We start from the raw sequence: 18674 nt of genomic DNA, 5'->3' as shown, positions 1-18674 counted from the left end.
ATATCACAAAAAGAGCTTGATTTCTCAAGCCCTTTTCTTCTATTATTTACTCTGCTTTTAAGAGAGGTTCAAAGATGGATACCAGACCAAAGAAGGCGATGAAGATAAGGGTAATAGTAGCACTAGCAGGTGTTTCCCAATAATAGGAAATAAAAATACCAGAGAGCATACCAATCAAACCAATACCAATAGCCCAGAAAATGACAGACTTGAAGGTTTGACCTATTTTCATACCAATAGCTGCAGGAAGAATCATGATGGTAGAAACCAAAAGTGATCCTGCTGCTGGAATCATCAGGGCAATCGCTATCCCAGTCACAATATTGAAGAGGAGGGACATGAGACGAACTGGCAAGCCATCCACATGAGCGGTATCCTCGTCAAAGGTTAAAAGATACATAGGACGAATAAAGAGTAGGGTCAAGACCAGTACAATGGCCGCAATAACAAAGAGGGCACGCACCTGCTCAGCGCTAATCGTGATGATAGAACCAAAAAGATAGCTATCCAGACTCATACTACTGCTACCCGCCTTGTTACTAAGAATAAGAGCCACTGCCAATCCCATTGACATGAGGATAGCCGTTGAAATCTCCATATAATGCTTGTAACTAACCCTGAGATATTCTAAAACCAAAGCAGCAATAACCACAACCACAAGGGTCATCCAAGTGGTTGATAGTCCCAAGAAAATCCCAACAGCCACCCCAGCTAGGGACACGTGACTTAAGGTATCGCTCATCAGACTCTGACGACGAAGAATTAAGAAAAGCCCCAAAATTGGCGAAAAGATAATGATAGCAATCACGGCGAGAATAGCACGTTGCATAAAATCATAGGCTAATAATTCACTAATCATGTTTGTGCTCCTCTCCATCCTTTTCATGGACATTGAAACAACGCCAAGGCAATTTCTGGTTACGAACCAGATGAATATTACGGTCGGTGTACTCCTTGACTTCCTCTGGGTCGTGGGTAATCATCAAGACAGACTTGCCATGCTTGTGAGCCGAGTGGTGCATGAGTTCATAGAAAGTATTGGCTGTTCCTGCATCCATACCCGTCGTTGGCTCATCCAAGACAAAGATATCTGGATCTGAGGCAAAAATACGAGCAATAACGGCACGTTGCTTTTGCCCACCTGAGAGACGACCAATTTGCTTGTGACGATTTTCCCACATACCTACAGACTCAAGGGCACGTTGAACGTGCTCCAAGTCGTGCTTAGTCAAACGACGGAACCAGCCCTTACGAGGATAACGGCCAGACTTCACAAACTCGTAGACCGTGCTCGGAAAACCTGCATTAAAGCTGGCAATCTGCTGTGGAAGATAGGCCATGCGAAGCTTTTTACCATCTTTATTGGTTTCAGAGATGGTTACAGTTCCCTTCTTAGGCTTGAGAATTCCTAGGGTAGCCTTAATAAGCGTTGACTTGGCAGCTCCATTTTCCCCAGTTAGGGTCACAAACTCCCCAGAATCCAAATGATAGTGAATATTGTCCAAAACAGGCTCCGCATCATACTGGAAGCTCAGTCCTTCAACTGTAATATAGCGCATCTTATTCCTCGATTTTTTCTGCTAATTTTGTCAAGAAACGTCCAATCACCTGACGCTCTTGATTATCGAACTGATCCAATACAGACCGATAAACCCCCAAGGTCTCTTGGTGGTGCTCCTCATGCTCTTGGGCTATGGGTTGAGCTTCTTGTGTCAAGACAAAGTAGGTCACGCGCCCATCATCCTTATCTTTCTTAGCCTCCAACATGCCCTCTTTGACCAAGGTTTTAACTGCCTTGGTAACAGCAGCCTGGCTGACATTGAGGGTCTTAGCCAACTCAGAATTGGTCTTTCGTCCCTCAGACAAAAGCATGAGAATATGCTCCTGGGTATTGGTCAACTTAACCTGACTACGGCACTGACCAATGAGGAGCTCATGCTGATTTTCAGCCTTAAGCAAAATCTGATTAATCAATTGATTTACTTGTTCTTCTAGTTCTAGCATTGCTTTCTCCATTTACTTAACCAGTTAATTATATCGAAAACACAGAGGTTTTGCAAGGGTGGACCAAGAAAAAGATTGGTGATGGGCTATCATCACTATCAAGGAAGAATAAAGGTAAAATAAAAACCTAACCAAGCTGGTTAAGTTTTCATCATATAGAAGCTTATCTCAAAGTTGCAAAGATTTCTTCGACCTGAGCAATAGAATCGGCACGTGAGACTTCGCCACGAACCTTAGCCGCTCCTGCTGTTCCACGAAGATAGTGTGGTGCCAGACCACGGAATTCACGAACAGCAATCTTTTCACCTTTAAGGTCCACCAAACGTTTGAGGTGGTCTTCAGCGATGTCCAATTTCTTATCAAATGGAAGTTCTGGCAACTCCTCTCCTGTTTCGAAGAAGTGGTTGATTTGCGTGAAAATGTATGGATTGTTCATAGCTGCACGACCCACCATAACGGCATCGACACCAAGTTCTTCAATCATGAGCTTAGCATCTTGAACGCTACGAACATCGCCATTTCCAATAAATGGAATCTTAGTGATAGCCTTAGCAACACGAGCCAGAGTCTCATGATCACAGTGACCTGTGTACATTTGCTCACGAGTACGGCCGTGCATAGCAAGGGCAGAAACACCTGCAGACTCAGCTGCAAGGGCATTTTCTACAGCCAAGTCACTGTCTGACCAACCTGTACGCATCTTAACGGTCAGAGGAATATCAAGTACTGACGTTACTTCCTTGACGATGTGGTAAATCTTGTCTGGATCCTTGAGCCACTTGGCACCAGCTTCATTTTTGACTACCTTATTGACCGGACAACCCATGTTGATATCAACGATATCAGCCTTGGTATTGGTCTGGATAAAGTCAGCCGCACGCTTCAAGCCCTCAGCATCACCACCGAAAAGCTGAATAGACATTGGATGCTCATTCTCATCAATATGAAGCATGTGGAGGGTCTTCTCATTATTGTAGAGGAGCCCTTTTTCAGAGATCATCTCCATAACCACAAGACCAGCACCAAATTCCTTGGCAATGGTACGGAAGGCCGAGTTGGTCACACCTGCCATAGGAGCTAATACTGTACGATGAGGAATCTCTACGTTTCCAATCATGAAGGACGAATTAAGTTTAGTCATTGATGAGTTCCTCCAAGTCAGCTTCTGAAAATTCATACTTGGTTTGGCAGAATTGGCAGACGATTTCAGCACCATGGTCCTCGTCTTTCATAGCTTGAAGTTCATCCTTACCAAGTGTCAAGAGGGCATTTTCAAAGCGTTCACGTGAGCAATCACACTCAAAACTAAGCTCCTCTTCAGACAAACGTTTGAAAGGTTCATCCCCATAAATGGCATTCAAGAGAGCTTCGATATGGTCATCAGACTCCAAAAGCGTTGAAATGGCTGGCATCTCTTGGATACGCTTTTCGTAACGAGTGATTTCTTCCTCACTGGCACCAGGCAAGACCTGAAGCATGAAGCCACCAGCAACCTTGACCTTGTCCTCTTCGTCAAGAAGCACATTAAGACCTACAGCAGATGGCGTTTGCTCAGACTCTGTTAAATAATAGGCAAAATCTTCACCAATTTCACCAGAAATAAGTGGTGTTGACGACGTGTAAGGATTACCAGTTCCATAATCGATGATAGAAACAAACTGCCCTTGTCCCATGAAAGGACCCACCAAGACTTCACCAGTTGCTGTTTTCTTGATGTCCACACCTGGATTTTGGATGTAGCCCTTAACATGTCCTTTGGTATCAGCTACTGAGATGATATGCCCAAAAGAGCTGTTTCCGATAACCTTAACCGTAATTTTGCTTTCACCTTTTTGGTTAGCAGCCAAGATCTGGTTAGCAATAAGGGTACGCCCCAAAGCAACTGTCGATGATGATAGAGTATTGTGTTTTTCTTGTGCGGTTCTAACAGTTTCTGTGCTATCAAGAACATAAGCACGGAAAGAACCTGATTCTGAAATTGTTTTAATTAATTTATCCATAGTGATTCTATTATAACACAAAAAAGAGGGTGGAAAAATCGTAAACGCTCGGCGTTTCTCTTCCACACTCTCTACCAAATTACCATGAAAATTCGGACAGTTTTTCCCTCAAACTTGCTATTTTTCTATCATCAAAATGGTGTTTCTGTCTTATTACAGGTGGTAAATTCTCCAAATACTCAATATAGACGCTGACAAGGAGATTATAGTCATTAGTTGTCAAACGCTTGAGTTGACTATGAATGAAGGTAGTTGCCTGATCATACTGTTCATGGATTAACAAGTCGTCAATGTAGTCATTGCCATCAATCGTGTGACCTTGCTCGTCCTCCACCTGACCTAAATCAATATCTAAAGTCTCAAACTTAAAAGCCTTACTGACCACATTAGCTGTCCCTCGAATTTGATTGAGTAGCCAGTCACTGTTATACACTCCCATATTAGTCCCCTCCATTACTTGCTATTCAAATCTATTATATCTTTTTAAATACCGATTGTAAACGCTTTCTACACTTTGCAATTACTCTGTTACTAACAGTTATCTAGAGCTCATTGCTCGATTTTTCTAGCAAAACAAAAAGGACCATCTGGTCCCTTTAAATTATCAGAGTTTTTACCCAACTGATCCTTCCATTTCATAACTAATCAAGCGGTTAAGCTCAACAGCATATTCCATTGGAAGTTCTTTGGTAAATGGTTCCACAAATCCCATAACAATCATCTCTGTTGCTTCTTGTTCTGAAAGTCCACGACTCATGAGGTAGTAGAGTTGCTCTTCAGAAATCTTAGAAACTTTAGCTTCGTGTTCAAGGGCAACTTGTGAGTTATGGATTTCGTTAAATGGGATAGTGTCTGATTTAGACAAGTCATCCATCAAGATGGTATCACATTCGATGTGAGATACCGATTTCTTAGAATCCTTGTTGAAAGTGACTTGTCCACGGTAGTCAACCTTACCACCGTTACGAGCGATTGATTTAGAAACAATAGATGATGATGTATGCGGTGCATTGTGAATCATCTTAGCCCCTGTATCTTGGTGTTGACCTGCATTGGCGAAGGCAATTGAAAGCATGGTACCACGCGCACCTTCTCCATCAAGGTAAACAGATGGGTACTTCATAGTGACTTCGGCCCCAAGGTTACCATCAATCCACTCAACAGTCGCATTTTTCTTAGCGGTAGCACGTTTAGTTACCAAGTTGTAGACGCTATCTGACCAGTTTTGGATAGTTGAGTAGCGCATGTAGGCACCATCAAGTGCAAAGATTTCAACAATGGCTGCATGAAGGCTAGCCGTTGTGTATGTTGGCGCTGTACATCCTTCAACATAGTGAACGCTGGCACCTGCATCAACGATGATAAGGGTACGTTCAAACTGGGCAGTCGCTTCGTTATTGATACGGAAGTAGGTTTGAAGCGGAATATCCACCTTGACGCCTTTAGGTACATAAATAAAGGTACCACCTGACCAGAAGGCAGAATTAAGGGCCGCAAATTTATTGTCTGTTGGCGGAACCAGTTTTGAGAAGTACTTCTTGAAGAGCTCTGGATGCTCTTTAAGAGCTGAGTCCGTATCTGTAAAGATAATACCCAACTTGTCATACTCTTCTTTCATGTTGTGGTAAACCACTTCTGATTCATACTGAGCTGAGGCTCCAGCAAGATAGGCACGCTCTGCTTCTGGGATACCAATACGTTCAAAAGTTTCCTTGATTTTCTCAGGAACGTCTTCCCAGTCACGAGCAGGTTTGTCTGATGCTTTTTGGAAATATGTCAAGTCATCAAAGTTAATACCAGAAAGGTCTGGTCCCCACTCTTGCATGGCCATTTTGTTAAAGGTTTCCAATGATTTCAAGCGGAATTCAAGCATCCACTCAGGCTCCCCTTTTTCAGCAGACATGGCACGGACCACATCCTCGCTGATTCCTTTTCCTGTTGAAAAGACTGGTGTCACATCGTCATGGAAACCGTATTTATATTCCCCCAAATCAATGGGTTTTGGTTCTACTTTTTCATTTGTTTCAGTCATAGTATTTTCCTTTATTAAAGGTTTGATTCGTTTTCCTTTTTGCTTGGTCAAGGAGACTAACTGCTCCTTGACTTCCTAAAGCTCGCTTCTCTCTATGGCTTTTTTGAGGGCATTCCAAGAGAGTGTTGCACATTTGATACGTTGTGGAAATTTAGAAACCCCCGCCAAGAGCTTGGCTTCGCCTAGCTTATCTTCATCTTTATGATCTCCTTGAATCATAAGAGAGAAAATCTCCGCTAGCTCCAAAGCCTCGGCCTTGTTTTTTCCAATAACTGCATCCGTCATCATACTTGATGAAGCTGTAGAAATGGTACACCCATCACCAGCAAAGGCAATGTCTTCAATCACGTCACCATCAAATTTGACTGACAGATTGATAACATCTCCACAAGTCGGATTATTCAGTTGAAGTTGCTCCACATCAGGTAGGACACCATGATGGTGAGGGCTCTTAGAGTGATCGGCCACAACAGCCATATATAAACTATCTAGTCTAGAGAGTGCCATTGAAAAACTCCTTCGTCGCAAGAATTGCCTCTACAAGCTTGTCGCAATCCTCTTTGGTATTGTAAATATAGAAACTTGCTCGGGCAGCTGATGAGATTCCTAAATGATTAATTAAAGGCTGAGCACAGTGGTGACCCGCACGCACTGCCACTCCTTCATAATCAAGAGCTGTCGCCACATCATGAGGGTGAAGCCCATCAATATTAAAGGCAATAACACCTGCATGCTGACTAGGATCCTCTGGACCATAGACTGTCAGACCATCAATCGCCTGAAGCTTAGGCAAAACATAGTCTACCAATTCTTGCTCGTAAGCATGAATATTTTCCATGCCTAAAGCAGAGAGGTAGTCCACAGCAGTACCAAGAGCAATAGCCCCCGCAATGTTAGGTGTACCAGCCTCAAATTTCCAAGGCAATTCCTTCCAAGTGGCTTCCTGTTCGTAAACGAAATCAATCATCTCACCACCGAATTCAATAGGATTCATCTGGTTAAGAATCTCTTCCTTGCCATAAAGAACCCCAATCCCTGTTGGGCCTAACATCTTATGTCCAGAAAGGGTGAAGAAATCACAATCCAAATCCTGAACATCAATGGCCATGTGGGGCGCCGATTGGGCACCATCCACCACCATATAGGCACCAACTTGGTGAGCAAGCTTGGCAATCTCTTTGACAGGATTGATGCAGCCTAAAACGTTAGAGACCTGAGCTAGACTGACAAATTTTGTCTTTTCAGTAATCTTGTTAGCCAAATCTTCCATATCCAATTGGCCATCTTTCAAGTAGGCGTAAACAAGTTTAGCCCCTGTCTTCTTACAAGCTTCCTGCCAAGGAATGATATTTGAGTGGTGTTCCATAATTGAAATAACCACCTCATCTCCTGGCTCAAGAACCTGCTCTGCAAAACGACCAACCCAGTTAAGACCAGTTGTCGTTCCACGTGTAAAGAGGACCTCTTTGGTTGATTTAGCATTGATAAACTGACGAAGCTTTTCACGACTAGCTTCGTAAGCAGCTGTTGCACGCTCAGCCAAAGTATGCACACCACGGTGAACATTGGCATTGTCCTCATGATAGTAGGCCATGAGAGTGTCCAAAACTACTTGAGGCTTCTGAGTCGTTGCTGCATTATCCAAGTATACCAAAGGTTCATCATTAACTACCTGATCTAAAATGGCAAAATCTTGTCGAATCTTATAGGCATCTAAAGCTGACATCTTATCTCCCTATCTAGATATATCATAGGTTAGACTATCTGCGTCGATAGTTCCTAACGTTTGTTTAGTTTTGTATCAGTTACAGAAATCATTTCATCGCGCACTTCTTTAACTGGGATTTCAGTAATAACTGCTCCTAAGAAACCGCGAATAACCAAACGTTCTGCAGTGTCTTGATCAAGTCCACGACTCATGAGGTAATACATATCCTCTGGATCTACCTGACCGATTGAAGCAGCATGCCCTGCTGTAACTTCATTTTCGTCAATCAAGAGAATTGGGTTAGCGTCTGAACGTGCCTTGTCAGAAAGCATAAGCACACGGCTTTCTTGTTGTGCATCAGCACCCTTAGCACCTTTAACAATGTGACCAATACCATTGAAAGTCAAAGTACCACGTTCCAAGATAACACCATGTTGTAGGATATGACCCACAGAGTTGTTACCATAGTTCGTCACACGAGTATCAATCCCTTGAACCTGACGACCTGATGAAAGACCAATAACTTTAAGGTTGGCATGACTTCCATTGCCAATCAAGTCACTATCAAAGTCAGCAATAACATTGCCCTCGTTCATGATCCCGAGAGCCCAGTCAATGCTGGCATCACGACCGATACGACCTCGACGACTAATATAAGTTGTGACGTTTTCACCCAAACGGTCAATAGCCGCAAACTTGACTTGTGCACCGTCTTGAGCAATGACTTCAACTGAAATATTGGCACTAGCTTTTTCAGTCGCTTCACCTAGCGTTTCAAAGCGCTCAAGGTAAGTCAATTTACTGTTTTTACCAGCCACGATCAAAACGTGTTTGTTAAATGGAACATTTGAAGTTCCATCTTGGTAAAAATAGCTTTCAACTGGCAAGTCAACTTCAACATTATCTGGTACATAAAGGACTGCTGCACTATTGAAATAGGCATAGTTATAAGCTGCCAATTTGTCCTCATCATAGGCTACAGCCTTACCAAAGAAGGCTTCAACGACTTCTGGGATTTCCTCAAGAGCAGTTGTAAGGTCTGTGAAGACCACACCTTGACTAATCAAGTCAGCTGGCAATTGTTCAAGTACAGTATTTGTTCCTACTTGGACCAATTTAGGGTTGTTTCCAAGCGCTGTAAAATCAGGCACATTTGCTGATGGTTCATTTTCAGTAATCGTTCCATCACCGAGATTCCAACGGTGGAATTTAACACGCTCAATTTTTGGAAGAGCCAAACTTTCAATCTTATCAAAGGCTGCTTGACGAAGGTCTTGCAACCAAAGTGGCTCTGCCTTTGCTTGTGAAAAAGCGATAATAGATTCTTTTGACATAGGTTACTCCTTTTCTAGTTATTTCGAGTAACAGACTTACGCTTCTTCGTGGTACTCGTAACCGAGCTCTTCAGCGATTTTCGCATAACCTTCTTGCTCAAGACGAGCAGCCAATTCAGGACCGCCTGAAAGAACGACTTTACCTTCCATCATTACATGTACGACATCTGGAGTGATGTAGTTCAAGAGACGTTGGTAGTGAGTGATAATCATAGCACCGAAGCCTTCGCCACGCATAGCGTTAACCCCTTTTGAAACCACTTTAAGGGCATCGATATCAAGACCTGAGTCAATCTCATCGAGAAGAGCAAACTTAGGTTCCAACATGAGCAATTGAAGGATTTCGTTACGCTTTTTCTCACCACCTGAGAAACCTTCATTAAGGTAACGCTCAGCCATTTCTTCACGCATACCAAGCAATTCCATCTTTTCATCCAATTTAGTGATGAAATCAAGAACAGAAATCTTTTCGTCATCTTCTTTACCAGCGTTCATAGCCGCACGGATGAACTCAGCATTTGTGATTCCTGGGATTTCAGCTGGGTATTGCATAGCAAGGAAAAGACCTAGGCGTGCACGTTCGTCAACTTCCAAATCAAGGATGCTTTCGCCATCAAAAAGGATGTCCCCTTCTGTGATTTCATAGTTTGGGTTACCCATGATAGCAGCTGAAAGGGTAGATTTACCAGTTCCGTTAGGACCCATGATAGCAGCAATCTCACCAGTTTTAAGAGTCAAATTAAGACCCTTCAAGATTTCTTTATCTTCAACAGAAACATGAAGATTTTTGATTTCAAGTACAGACATTGTATACTCCTTTTTCATATATACAGCGAGCACTTGCTCGCTAATTTGCATTATTTTTTTGAAAATAGTCTTGCTATTTTCTGGAAAATAAAAAGAGAACTTCCATTTTCCTTAATTAGAATCATTATAACAAAAAAGCCATTACTTGGCTTTTCAAATGTTTAATTTTTTCGCCCTTGCTTCCATTTTAACATGGTTGCTTGGCGATAATCACTATTCCCGATAAATTTTAGGAAATTGAAGAGAGGTGTTCGACCAACGCCCCAAATCTCAAGCCCTTCAATCAGAATTTCCATTCCCAAAAGTAAACTCAAGAGCAAGAGAATACCACCGAGACGACTGGAAACATTTAACAAGAGGGCAATCAATGAAAAGAGAATAGCGATGGCATAAACCACCAGAACCGCTCCTCGATGAGTGAAGCCCATGGCTAGAAGGCGATGATGTAAGTGCATCTTGTCAGCCTCCATGGCTGGGCGCCCTGACAACTTACGGCGGACAATGGCTACCACTGTGTCAACAATAGGCACTCCAAGGATAATAACAGGTGACAAAATAGCCACTGCAGTTGCATTTTTCAATCCTTGCAATGACAAGACACCAATCATAAAGCCAATAAAAAGCGCCCCCGTATCACCTAGATAGATAATCGCTGGATGATAATTGTAAGGGAAGAAGCCCATAATGGCAGCCACCAAGACAAAGATGGTCATGGTCAAGAAAATATCAGTATCATAGAGGAAGAAATAAGAAATCACCCCCATAGTCATAAGGGAAATGATAGAAACTCCTCCAACCAAGCCATCCAAACCATCAATCAGATTAATGGCATTGGTGATGGCCGCAATCCATAACACCGTTAAAATCAAGGTCAGGACTGGCCCAAAATGAATCATGGGACCACCAAATGGAATCTTAAAGCTATCAAATCGGAAGTCTGTAAAAGCCCAAACGATAACAGCTCCAATAACAATACCAAGCATCTTAGGTAGAGGCTTTAATTCCAAGATATCATCAATGAAGCCCGTCAGAGCTACGACAGATCCCCCCACAACAACCGGCAAGATGTACCTAATGTAAGAAACATGCCAGATATCCTTATGGATAATCATAGGCATAAAGACCAAGGTCGCTAGTACAAAGGCCAACAAAATAGCTAGACCGCCAGCACTAGGCATGGGCTTTTTATTGATACGTCTTGCATTGGGATTGTCAACAGCTCCGACACGTAAGGCCAAAGAGCGTACCAATGGGGTCGTCACAATGGCAATCAAAAAGGTCCCAATCAAAACGAATATATAGTTAATGGTCCAAGGCATGTCTTAGCTCCATTTCGTTGCTTGTAGTACCGGTAAGGCGTCCTCTTCCATCAAGATTGTTGCATGCTCTTGTAGGTAGGCACGTGTTCGGTCTGCTACATTCGCATATTCAAGAAAACGCGCATACATATTGTTCGCGTAATAATCAGGCTCATCAGCCAAGTAAAGAAGGATCGTCATGTAGTAGACATCCCCAAGTTTATAAAGCTCAGAACCTTCAACAGGTATATCCTTCAAACCTTGCGTAAAAGTCACCACTTGATCAAAGTCAGAGAAGGCCAAGACATAGTGGGTATAGTCTTCACGAATATTTTCTTCAGCCACTTCCTTGGTAGGCTCTGTCATAGCCTTATCAACCTCTTCCAAGGTCTTTTCAAGCTCTTCGAGCTTATGGTGTGCTTCGATGTCACCCTTGTCCATAAAGTTACCCTCAAGGGCCTTTAGAAACTCTTCTGGAGAAAGCCCTGAATAGTCATCCATATCTGACAAATCGTTGAAATCAAGGTCTTCCTTAAGATCTGATTTAGTCACAAAGACATCCACACGATCCTTGCGTGGCGTGACACGGAAGCTCAGCATTCCACTATTTTTAAAGTTATCAGGCAAGTCCAACTCATCCATGACAGTATAGAAAAATTCCTCTGTTTTTTCCTGGGGAATCAAGAAATCCTTCAATTCCATACCATGTTCTTCAAGATCTTCCATGGTAATCATGATTTTTAGAGTTGTCTCGCTTATTTGTTTCATTTCCATATGTAAAAAACCTCGCACGAGTAGTTATTTCATTATACTAGAAAAGCCAAGAGATAGCAATTTCTGAGCAAGTTTGAGTCTTATTTTGGAAAGGATTTCTACAAACTTCTTAATACTAACAAAACCTTGTATTTCCCCATTTATACCTGTCATCTATCCTAGATTGGAGTATAATAAAAGTGAAGATATACATGGAGGTGATGACCATGACTGCCTATAAAAAAGGGTGGCTACGAGCTAGCATTGCTGGAGGAATAACGAGTTTATTGACGCTCTTTCTCTACTTATCGGGGCAACCTTATCAAGTAAACAAATCTACTTTTCTTACAGGGCTAATCGTCGCCATCATACTAGCAACTGCACCCATTTACGACGATAACCGTTTATCGCTCAAACAGCAATCACTTCTGCACTTCTCTATCATGTGTGTTACCATCCTTCCAATTCTCTGTTTGTCCGGATGGTATCCCTTGCATAATATCGTGGACTTCTTGAAAATCCTAGCTAGTTTCTTAACTTGTGGACTGGTCCTATGGTTGCTAGCTTACCTTATCTTTGGAAAACTTCTCCACAATTAATCTCTAAACCAGATAAAAAGGACTTCAATCGAAGTCCTTTTCAGTTTACTTAAAAGTAATTATCCGAAAATAAGTTTGACAGCTCCATAAAGAAGCACAATAATACCAAGTACGATACGGTATTTTCCGAAAACTGTGAAATCATGTTTCTTAATGTAATTCATCAAGAAGCGAATCACGAACAAGCTGACAACAAAGGCTGTCACACTAGCTACCAAGAGAATAGCCACTTGTCCACCTGTCAAGGTATTCCCGTCAATGAAATACTTAACCGCCTTAAGGCCACTATAACCAAACATGGTTGGAATACCAAGGAAGAAGGTAAAGTCAGCAGCTACGCTACGACTAGTACCAACGATGATACCCCCAAGAATAGTAGCACCTGAACGGCTTGTCCCTGGAATGATACTCAAGACTTGGAAAAGACCAATATAGAAAGCTGTCTTGTAAGACATACGTGCCAAATCCGTTACCTTAGGTTCTACACGTCGATTGCGGTCCTCAATCCAAATAAAGGCAATCCCGTAGACCACCAACATGATAGCTACTACAAAGAAATTACTGAGATGGGCCTCCATCCAGTCATCTAAAAGTAGACCAAAGAAGGCTGAAGGAATACAGGCAATGACCACCTTGAGCCAAAGTTGCCAAGTCAATTGCACTTCACGTGCTGTCTTACCAGGTTGGAAGGGATTCAAACGTTTAAAGTAAATGACCATAACCGCCAGAATAGCACCAAGTTGGATAACGATATTAAACATATCGATGAAATCTTTACTTTGTCTCAAGTTCAAGAATTCATTCACCAAAATCAAGTGACCTGTAGATGAAATCGGTAGCCACTCAGTGATACCTTCGACAATCCCAAGAAAGACTGCTTTTAGTAATTCAATAATAAATTGTGCCGTTTGCATAATTATCTCCGTTTTAAAATGCTAGCCTCATCACACCAAAAATGATCAAGGCTCCAAATCGTCCTTCCCATTATATCAAATTACAACTTGTATTTGAAGACAATCTTGGTATAGAGATTGTTTTTCTAATCCCAACTTATTGTCATTAATCCTAATTTCCTGTAAAATAGTAAGGTATGACATTTTTATAGGAGACATTGTTTCAATGAAAAGAATTATTGTAGCCTGCTTTGCAGCGCTCCTCCTCGTTTTTGGCGGAGTATCAAGCGCTCAAGCAGACGAGTATCTCCGTGTCGGTATGGAGGCTGCCTATGCACCTTTCAACTGGACGCAGGACGATGACTCAAACGGAGCCGTTCCAATCGAAGGTACTAAACAGTATGCCAACGGTTATGACGTGCAAATCGCTAAAAAAATCGCTGAAGCTCAAGGGAAGAAACCCTTGGTGGTCAAAACCGCTTGGACAGGTTTGATTCCTGCCCTCACTTCCGGCAAGATCGATATGATCATCGCAGGTATGAGTCCAACAGCTGAACGTCGTCAAGAAATCGACTTTTCAGACAGCTACTACCGAAGCGAACCTGTCATGGTTGTCAGCTCAGACGGTGATTATGCCAACGCTAAGAGCCTCAAAGACTTCAAGGATGCTAAAATCACAGCTCAACAAGGGGTTTATCTCTATAATTTGATTGACCAAATCCCAGGTGTCAGCAAACAAACCGCTATGGGAGACTTCGGTGCTATGCGCCAAGCCCTTGCGTCTGGTATCATCGATGGCTATGTTTCAGAGCGTCCTGAAGCCAAAACTGCCGAAGAAGCTAGCTCAAAATATAAGATGATTACGCTTAAAGATGGTGGTTTCCAGGTTTCAGACGATGACGTGTCCTTGGCCGTCGGTCTTCGTAAAGGAGACAGCCAGCAAATGGAACAAGTCAATAAGGTCCTTGCTGGAATCAGCCAAGAGGAACGTGTCAAACTGATGGATCACATCATTGCCATCCAACCTGCAGATAAGACTGATGAGGCTAAAAAAGGAAACTTCTTTAGTCAGATGAGCGCTATCATCGCTAAGAACTGGCCACAATTCTTACGTGGTACAGGAATTACCCTTCTTATCTCAATTATTGGTACAGTTGTGGGTACTTTTATCGGTCTTATGATTGGTGTTTACCGTACAGCTCCTAAAGCTGCTAATAAATTTGTAGCTTTGCTCCAAAAACTCTTTGGTTGGGTTCTTAATGTCTATATCGAAGTTTTCCGCGGTACGCCAATGATTGTACAATCTATGGTTATCTACTACGGTACTGCCCAGGCCTTTGGTATCAACATTGACCGTACCCTAGCAGCTGTCTTCATCGTTTCTATCAACACCGGAGCCTACATGAGTGAAATCGTTCGTGGTGGTATCTTCGCTGTTGATAAAGGACAATTCGAAGCTGCAACTGCTCTTGGATTTACCCATGGTCAAACCATGCGTAAGATTGTTCTTCCACAGGTTATCCGTAATATCTTGCCAGCTACTGGTAATGAGTTCGTTATCAATATCAAGGATACCTCTGTTTTGAACGTTATCTCTGTTGTGGAACTTTACTTCGCAGGTAACACTGTCGCAAGCCAAACTTATCAATACTTCCAAACATTCTTTGTTATCGCAGCAATCTACTTTGTCCTTACCTTCACAGTGACACGCATCTTGCGTTATGTAGAACGCCGTTTGGATCAAGATACTTACACACAAGGAGGGGTTCACTAATGACTGAGACGATTTTAGAAATTAAAAACCTCAAAAAATCATACGGAAAAAATGAAGTCCTCAAAGATATCTCCCTCAGCGTCAAAAAGGGTGAGGTTATCTCAATTATTGGTTCTTCAGGTTCAGGGAAATCAACCTTCCTTCGCTCTATTAACCTACTCGAATCACCTTCAGGTGGTGAAATCCTCTATCATGGGGACAACGTCCTTGAAAAAGGTTACGACCTCACTACCTATCGTGAAAAACTCGGTATGGTTTTCCAATCATTCAACCTCTTTGAAAACCTTAATGTCTTGGAAAATGCTATCGTAGCTCAAACAACCGTTCTAAAACGTGACCGTAAAGAAGCTGAAAGCATCGCCAAAGCTAACTTGGAGAAAGTTGGTATGGGGGAACAATACTGGAAAGCTAAACCAAAACAACTTTCAGGGGGACAAAAACAACGTGTAGCAATTGCTCGTGCCCTCTCTGTTGATCCAGAAGCCATCCTCTTTGACGAACCAACTTCAGCCCTTGACCCAGAAATGGTAGGGGAAGTACTCAAGACTATGCAGGAGCTATCTGGAACTGGTTTGACCATGATTATCGTTACCCATGAAATGGAGTTCGCACGTGACGTTTCAGACCGTGTCATCTTCATGGATAAAGGGGTAATCGCTGAACAAGGTAGCCCAGAACAAATCTTTGAAAATCCTAAAGAAGAACGTACCAAGGAATTCCTCAAACGTTTCTTGGGTTAAAAACAAAAAAGTTAAGGTTTCGGCCTTAACTTTTTTAGATTCTCAGACATATAAAAAAAACGGCAGTTGCCGTTTTTTTGTCTATAATGATTAGTTACGACGTGTACGTCTGTCAACGAAACCAAGGAAGGCCAATAGTGTCATGAAGAGACCTACAAGACTGAATCCTGCTGCAGTTGACTCACCTGTTTCTGGCAAGCTGTCTGCTTCTTGTACAGGAGCTTGTTTCTCAGCTTTTGTTTGACCATAATTTACAGGAACTTGCGCTACAGTTTGAGCTGCCTGTTCTTGTGTTGTGAAAGCAATAACTTTCCCATCTACATCGTAAACAGGTACTGGTGTAAGACCTTTAGATGTAATGTTAGCGAACTCTTTAGCCAATTGTGTTTGAAGCTCTTTGTCTGCCTTAGCTTTCATGTAGTTATCGAAGGCTGTTTGAACAGTCGTGTATTCGCTCGTTAATTTATCACGCTTAGCTGACAATTCAACAAGTTTCGCACGTTCAGTTGAAAGAGCTGCTTTCGCCGCAGTAAGTTTGGCAAAGGCTGTTGCACGTTCTGCTTTAGCCTTAGCTAGGTTAGCTGAAGCATTTGTAAGGGCTGCTACACGGTTCTTAGCAGCAGTCAAGGCTTGGTTAGCTTGTGTCAATGCTACTTGTTTCTTAGCAGTATCTTGCTTAGCAGCGTTGTAGGCATTTGTCAAACGTTGCAAGGTTGCAGAACTTGTCGCAAGTTTATCTTTAGCTGTTTTAAGCTCTGCTTGTTTTTCATCAAGAGTTGCTTGAGCTTTGCTAAGGGCTGCTGCTTTTTCTTGTGCGTTAGCATTAAGGTTTTCAACTGCAGCGTTAGCTTTTTCCAATTCTGATTTAGCAGTTGCAAGGGCTGCTTGTTTTTCAGAAAGGTTATTCTGAGCAGTTGCCAACTTGCTTGCAGTCGCTTTAAGAGCTGCAAGTTCTGACTGAGTATTCTTAAGCTTAAGAGTTGCTGACTCAGAAGCCGCTTTCTTGCTAGCCAAGTCACTTTGAGCTTGATCGTTAGCTTGCTTAGCAGCTTCATAAGCTGCTTTTGCAGCAGCAAGATTTGCATTTGAAGATGATTGAGATTGGTTACCTTCATATGGGTTAGCAATCTTAGTTGTGTCAAAGCTACTATCAGAAGCGATAGAATTTTTATTGACATTGTTTACGTGAACGTTAAAGGCACCGGCAACAACACTGATGTCTGTTCCAATGTAAGACTCACCACCATCTGCTGTAAGTCCAGAGATAGAACGAGCATGGTTCCACTCATTACCGTTAAACATGAAGTCAAGCATAGCTTCATAGACATATTTCTTAATGTCGTTAAGGGTAAATGGTCCTGTCAAACCTTGCCATGTATTAAGGTTTTCACCAATACTTACACTATTAAATGACTTACCAGCACGGTCAAGGGCGGCACTATCATGTCGTTGATGGGTAATAGCTTCCCAACCCCAGTTATCTGCTACATAACCATCTGAAACACGGTCAGCCGCAAGAACACTACCTTTTGAAACAGATGTTTGAGTTGTACCAAAGGCTGTACGAATTTGGTTAATCAAACTTGAAGCATACAATGACAAATCTGTAATTTGAGCTTCACTAAGATTATTCAAATCACTAATTTTAACATTTTTATCCGCTTCATTATCTTGATAACTATTGTTACCACGATCACGTTTATTAACGTTCTTCAAGACTTGTTCAGCTTGAGCTTTTTCTGCTGCGGTCGCTGTTTTAGACTCATGAATCTTAAGAGCATTGACATACTCTTGTGACACTGAGAATTTTTGACGAACATTAGCTGTTGAAGTTGTTGAAGATTCTGCTTTTTTCTTAGCTGCTTCAGCGGCTGCAAGTGCGGCTGCCTTTTCATTAGCTACTGTTTGAGCAGTCTCATAAGCTGCTTTAGCTTGGTTTGCTGCATTTTGGTCTGCAGTCAATTGCCCTTCTTTAGCTGAAATAGCAGTAGCTTTTTCTTTATCAGCTGCCTGAGCGGCTGCCAATTCTTCTTGAGCTTTTTTCTCAGCTGCTGTTGCAGCATCAAAAGCTGATTGCGCTTTAGCTTGGTTAGAAGCTGCCTCAGAAGCACTAGAACCATTAAGAGCTGCTTTAGCGGCATCTACTGATTTTTGAGCATTAGCCACTTCAGTAGCTTTAGCATTGACATTAGCTTGATCTGTATTAACGACAGCTTGCTGTTTGTCTGCTGCATCTTTAGCAGTTTTTTCTGCTGATTGAGCTGTTTCGACTGCTGACTTAGCTTCCTTAGCTGCATTTTCAGCAGTAGTTACTTGACCTTGAGCGGCAGCAATAGTTTCTGGACTTGCTTCATCGGCTGCTGTTTGTGCCTTTTGCAAGTTAGAATCTGCTGTCGCTAGGTTTGCTTGAGCCTGGTTTGCAGCTACTTCATGATTAGCAACAACTGACTCTTGTTGCGATACTGCTTGATTTGCAGCGCTGGCTTCTTCTCTAGCCGCTTCGACTTGGGCTTGAGTTGGGACAGCTTGTGTAGCTGTCGATGATACTGATGCTGTTGTTGAGGCTTGATCGTTTGTCGTTACCTCATCAGCTTTAGCAACTGTAGCAGAAACTGCAAGTGCTGCAATTCCAGCTGTCGCCAAAACCTTTTTATTCATAAGACGAACTCCTTTTTATGTTAAAAATTCACTACTATATAATAACATTTTAATAATCTCGAAACAAGGTGCTG

General features: G+C 42.3%; 18 protein-coding genes. 3 read left to right on the top strand and 15 right to left on the bottom strand.

The annotated features are described in order from the left end of the window. Positions 1 to 46: 46 nt before the first annotated feature. The 13 genes from H7U02_RS02545 to mecA all read right to left on the bottom strand — a co-directional run bounded on the left by H7U02_RS02545 (position 47) and on the right by mecA (position 11957). On the bottom strand, positions 47 to 859 hold the full coding sequence (locus H7U02_RS02545; protein WP_201042721.1) for a metal ABC transporter permease: 813 nt from the start codon (positions 857 to 859) through the stop codon (positions 47 to 49). Continuing rightward, positions 852 to 1559, bottom strand: a complete 708-nt coding sequence (locus H7U02_RS02540) for a metal ABC transporter ATP-binding protein (protein WP_013989981.1) — start codon at positions 1557 to 1559, stop codon at positions 852 to 854. The genes H7U02_RS02545 and H7U02_RS02540 overlap by 8 nt, the downstream gene beginning before the upstream one ends. Before the next feature lies 1 nt (position 1560). Continuing rightward, positions 1561 to 2004, bottom strand: coding sequence for a zinc-dependent MarR family transcriptional regulator (locus H7U02_RS02535; RefSeq protein WP_013989980.1), 444 nt, complete (start codon positions 2002 to 2004; stop codon positions 1561 to 1563). 163 nt (positions 2005 to 2167) lie between these two features. Continuing rightward, the gene (gene dusB / locus H7U02_RS02530; RefSeq protein WP_155213055.1) at positions 2168 to 3145 is read right to left on the bottom strand and encodes a tRNA dihydrouridine synthase DusB; all 978 of its coding nucleotides are present in this window, start codon (positions 3143 to 3145) and stop codon (positions 2168 to 2170) included. Beyond that, positions 3138 to 4004, bottom strand: a complete 867-nt coding sequence (gene hslO, locus H7U02_RS02525; protein ID WP_201042719.1) for an Hsp33 family molecular chaperone HslO — start codon at positions 4002 to 4004, stop codon at positions 3138 to 3140. Before hslO ends, dusB begins: the two co-directional genes overlap by 8 nt. Before the next feature lie 79 nt (positions 4005 to 4083). Further along, positions 4084 to 4443: a hypothetical protein gene (locus tag H7U02_RS02520; protein ID WP_002883594.1), complete on the bottom strand. Its 360-nt coding sequence runs from the start codon at positions 4441 to 4443 to the stop codon at positions 4084 to 4086. A gap of 174 nt (positions 4444 to 4617) precedes the next feature. Next, the gene (sufB, locus tag H7U02_RS02515) at positions 4618 to 6036 is read right to left on the bottom strand and encodes a Fe-S cluster assembly protein SufB (protein WP_155212003.1); all 1419 of its coding nucleotides are present in this window, start codon (positions 6034 to 6036) and stop codon (positions 4618 to 4620) included. 75 nt (positions 6037 to 6111) lie between these two features. Continuing rightward, positions 6112 to 6543, bottom strand: coding sequence for a Fe-S cluster assembly sulfur transfer protein SufU (sufU, locus tag H7U02_RS02510; protein ID WP_037611135.1), 432 nt, complete (start codon positions 6541 to 6543; stop codon positions 6112 to 6114). Beyond that, a complete protein-coding gene (locus H7U02_RS02505; RefSeq protein ID WP_037611136.1) occupies positions 6530 to 7762 on the bottom strand; it encodes a cysteine desulfurase in 1233 nt (410 codons plus the stop codon). Before H7U02_RS02505 ends, sufU begins: the two co-directional genes overlap by 14 nt. Before the next feature lie 53 nt (positions 7763 to 7815). After that, complete coding sequence (gene sufD / locus H7U02_RS02500) at positions 7816 to 9078, bottom strand: Fe-S cluster assembly protein SufD (RefSeq protein ID WP_013989976.1); 1263 nt, start codon at positions 9076 to 9078, stop codon at positions 7816 to 7818. A 36-nt stretch (positions 9079 to 9114) separates the two neighbouring features. Then, positions 9115 to 9885 (bottom strand): Fe-S cluster assembly ATPase SufC, encoded by a 771-nt coding sequence (gene sufC / locus H7U02_RS02495; RefSeq protein WP_002883600.1) that lies wholly within the window; start codon positions 9883 to 9885, stop codon positions 9115 to 9117. Positions 9886 to 10046: 161 nt separating this feature from the next. Continuing rightward, positions 10047 to 11204, bottom strand: coding sequence for a glycosyltransferase family 4 protein (locus H7U02_RS02490; protein WP_061652476.1), 1158 nt, complete (start codon positions 11202 to 11204; stop codon positions 10047 to 10049). A 3-nt stretch (positions 11205 to 11207) separates the two neighbouring features. After that, positions 11208 to 11957 carry an adaptor protein MecA gene (gene mecA / locus H7U02_RS02485; RefSeq protein ID WP_014633817.1) on the bottom strand — a complete coding sequence of 250 codons (750 nt, stop codon included), beginning with the start codon at positions 11955 to 11957 and terminating at the stop codon, positions 11208 to 11210. 206 nt (positions 11958 to 12163) lie between these two features. On the opposite strand from mecA, the gene H7U02_RS02480 reads away from it, so the two are divergent. Further along, complete coding sequence (locus H7U02_RS02480; protein WP_073689825.1) at positions 12164 to 12535, top strand: DUF3021 family protein; 372 nt, start codon at positions 12164 to 12166, stop codon at positions 12533 to 12535. 59 nt (positions 12536 to 12594) lie between these two features. Here H7U02_RS02480 and H7U02_RS02475 read toward each other — a convergent pair whose 3' ends face one another. Further along, a complete protein-coding gene (locus H7U02_RS02475) occupies positions 12595 to 13449 on the bottom strand; it encodes an undecaprenyl-diphosphate phosphatase (protein ID WP_002883622.1) in 855 nt (284 codons plus the stop codon). Positions 13450 to 13654: 205 nt separating this feature from the next. Here H7U02_RS02475 and H7U02_RS02470 point away from each other — a divergent pair, with 205 nt between their 5' ends. Further along, positions 13655 to 15202 carry an ABC transporter substrate-binding protein/permease gene (locus H7U02_RS02470; RefSeq protein WP_156685181.1) on the top strand — a complete coding sequence of 516 codons (1548 nt, stop codon included), beginning with the start codon at positions 13655 to 13657 and terminating at the stop codon, positions 15200 to 15202. Beyond that, positions 15202 to 15942 (top strand): amino acid ABC transporter ATP-binding protein, encoded by a 741-nt coding sequence (locus tag H7U02_RS02465; RefSeq protein WP_073689731.1) that lies wholly within the window; start codon positions 15202 to 15204, stop codon positions 15940 to 15942. The genes H7U02_RS02470 and H7U02_RS02465 overlap by 1 nt, the downstream gene beginning before the upstream one ends. A 90-nt stretch (positions 15943 to 16032) precedes the next feature. On the opposite strand, the gene H7U02_RS02460 is transcribed toward H7U02_RS02465, so the two are convergent. After that, positions 16033 to 18600 (bottom strand): SEC10/PgrA surface exclusion domain-containing protein, encoded by a 2568-nt coding sequence (locus H7U02_RS02460; RefSeq protein ID WP_073689730.1) that lies wholly within the window; start codon positions 18598 to 18600, stop codon positions 16033 to 16035. Between the last annotated feature and the right edge of the window lie 74 nt (positions 18601 to 18674).

The organism is Streptococcus sp. 3.1, assembly GCF_016648915.1.
Classification (GTDB): Bacteria; Bacillota; Bacilli; order Lactobacillales; family Streptococcaceae; genus Streptococcus; species Streptococcus salivarius_E.
Note: the sequence above shows the minus strand (reverse complement) of the source record. Positions and strands in the feature narration are given on the sequence as shown.

Excerpts from the sequence above, each read along its gene's own strand:
- H7U02_RS02545 (WP_201042721.1), bottom strand. The coding sequence starts at position 859 with ATGATTAGTGAATTATTAGCCTATGATTTTATGCAACGTGCTATTCTC.
- H7U02_RS02540 (WP_013989981.1), bottom strand. The coding sequence starts at position 1,559 with ATGCGCTATATTACAGTTGAAGGACTGAGCTTCCAGTATGATGCGGAG.
- H7U02_RS02535 (WP_013989980.1), bottom strand. The coding sequence starts at position 2,004 with ATGCTAGAACTAGAAGAACAAGTAAATCAATTGATTAATCAGATTTTG.
- dusB (WP_155213055.1), bottom strand. The coding sequence starts at position 3,145 with ATGACTAAACTTAATTCGTCCTTCATGATTGGAAACGTAGAGATTCCT.
- hslO (WP_201042719.1), bottom strand. The coding sequence starts at position 4,004 with ATGGATAAATTAATTAAAACAATTTCAGAATCAGGTTCTTTCCGTGCT.
- H7U02_RS02520 (WP_002883594.1), bottom strand. The coding sequence starts at position 4,443 with ATGGGAGTGTATAACAGTGACTGGCTACTCAATCAAATTCGAGGGACA.
- sufB (WP_155212003.1), bottom strand. The coding sequence starts at position 6,036 with ATGACTGAAACAAATGAAAAAGTAGAACCAAAACCCATTGATTTGGGG.
- sufU (WP_037611135.1), bottom strand. The coding sequence starts at position 6,543 with ATGGCACTCTCTAGACTAGATAGTTTATATATGGCTGTTGTGGCCGAT.
- H7U02_RS02505 (WP_037611136.1), bottom strand. The coding sequence starts at position 7,762 with ATGTCAGCTTTAGATGCCTATAAGATTCGACAAGATTTTGCCATTTTA.
- sufD (WP_013989976.1), bottom strand. The coding sequence starts at position 9,078 with ATGTCAAAAGAATCTATTATCGCTTTTTCACAAGCAAAGGCAGAGCCA.
- sufC (WP_002883600.1), bottom strand. The coding sequence starts at position 9,885 with ATGTCTGTACTTGAAATCAAAAATCTTCATGTTTCTGTTGAAGATAAA.
- H7U02_RS02490 (WP_061652476.1), bottom strand. The coding sequence starts at position 11,204 with ATGCCTTGGACCATTAACTATATATTCGTTTTGATTGGGACCTTTTTG.
- mecA (WP_014633817.1), bottom strand. The coding sequence starts at position 11,957 with ATGGAAATGAAACAAATAAGCGAGACAACTCTAAAAATCATGATTACC.
- H7U02_RS02480 (WP_073689825.1), top strand. The coding sequence starts at position 12,164 with ATGACTGCCTATAAAAAAGGGTGGCTACGAGCTAGCATTGCTGGAGGA.
- H7U02_RS02475 (WP_002883622.1), bottom strand. The coding sequence starts at position 13,449 with ATGCAAACGGCACAATTTATTATTGAATTACTAAAAGCAGTCTTTCTT.
- H7U02_RS02470 (WP_156685181.1), top strand. The coding sequence starts at position 13,655 with ATGAAAAGAATTATTGTAGCCTGCTTTGCAGCGCTCCTCCTCGTTTTT.
- H7U02_RS02465 (WP_073689731.1), top strand. The coding sequence starts at position 15,202 with ATGACTGAGACGATTTTAGAAATTAAAAACCTCAAAAAATCATACGGA.
- H7U02_RS02460 (WP_073689730.1), bottom strand. The coding sequence starts at position 18,600 with ATGAATAAAAAGGTTTTGGCGACAGCTGGAATTGCAGCACTTGCAGTT.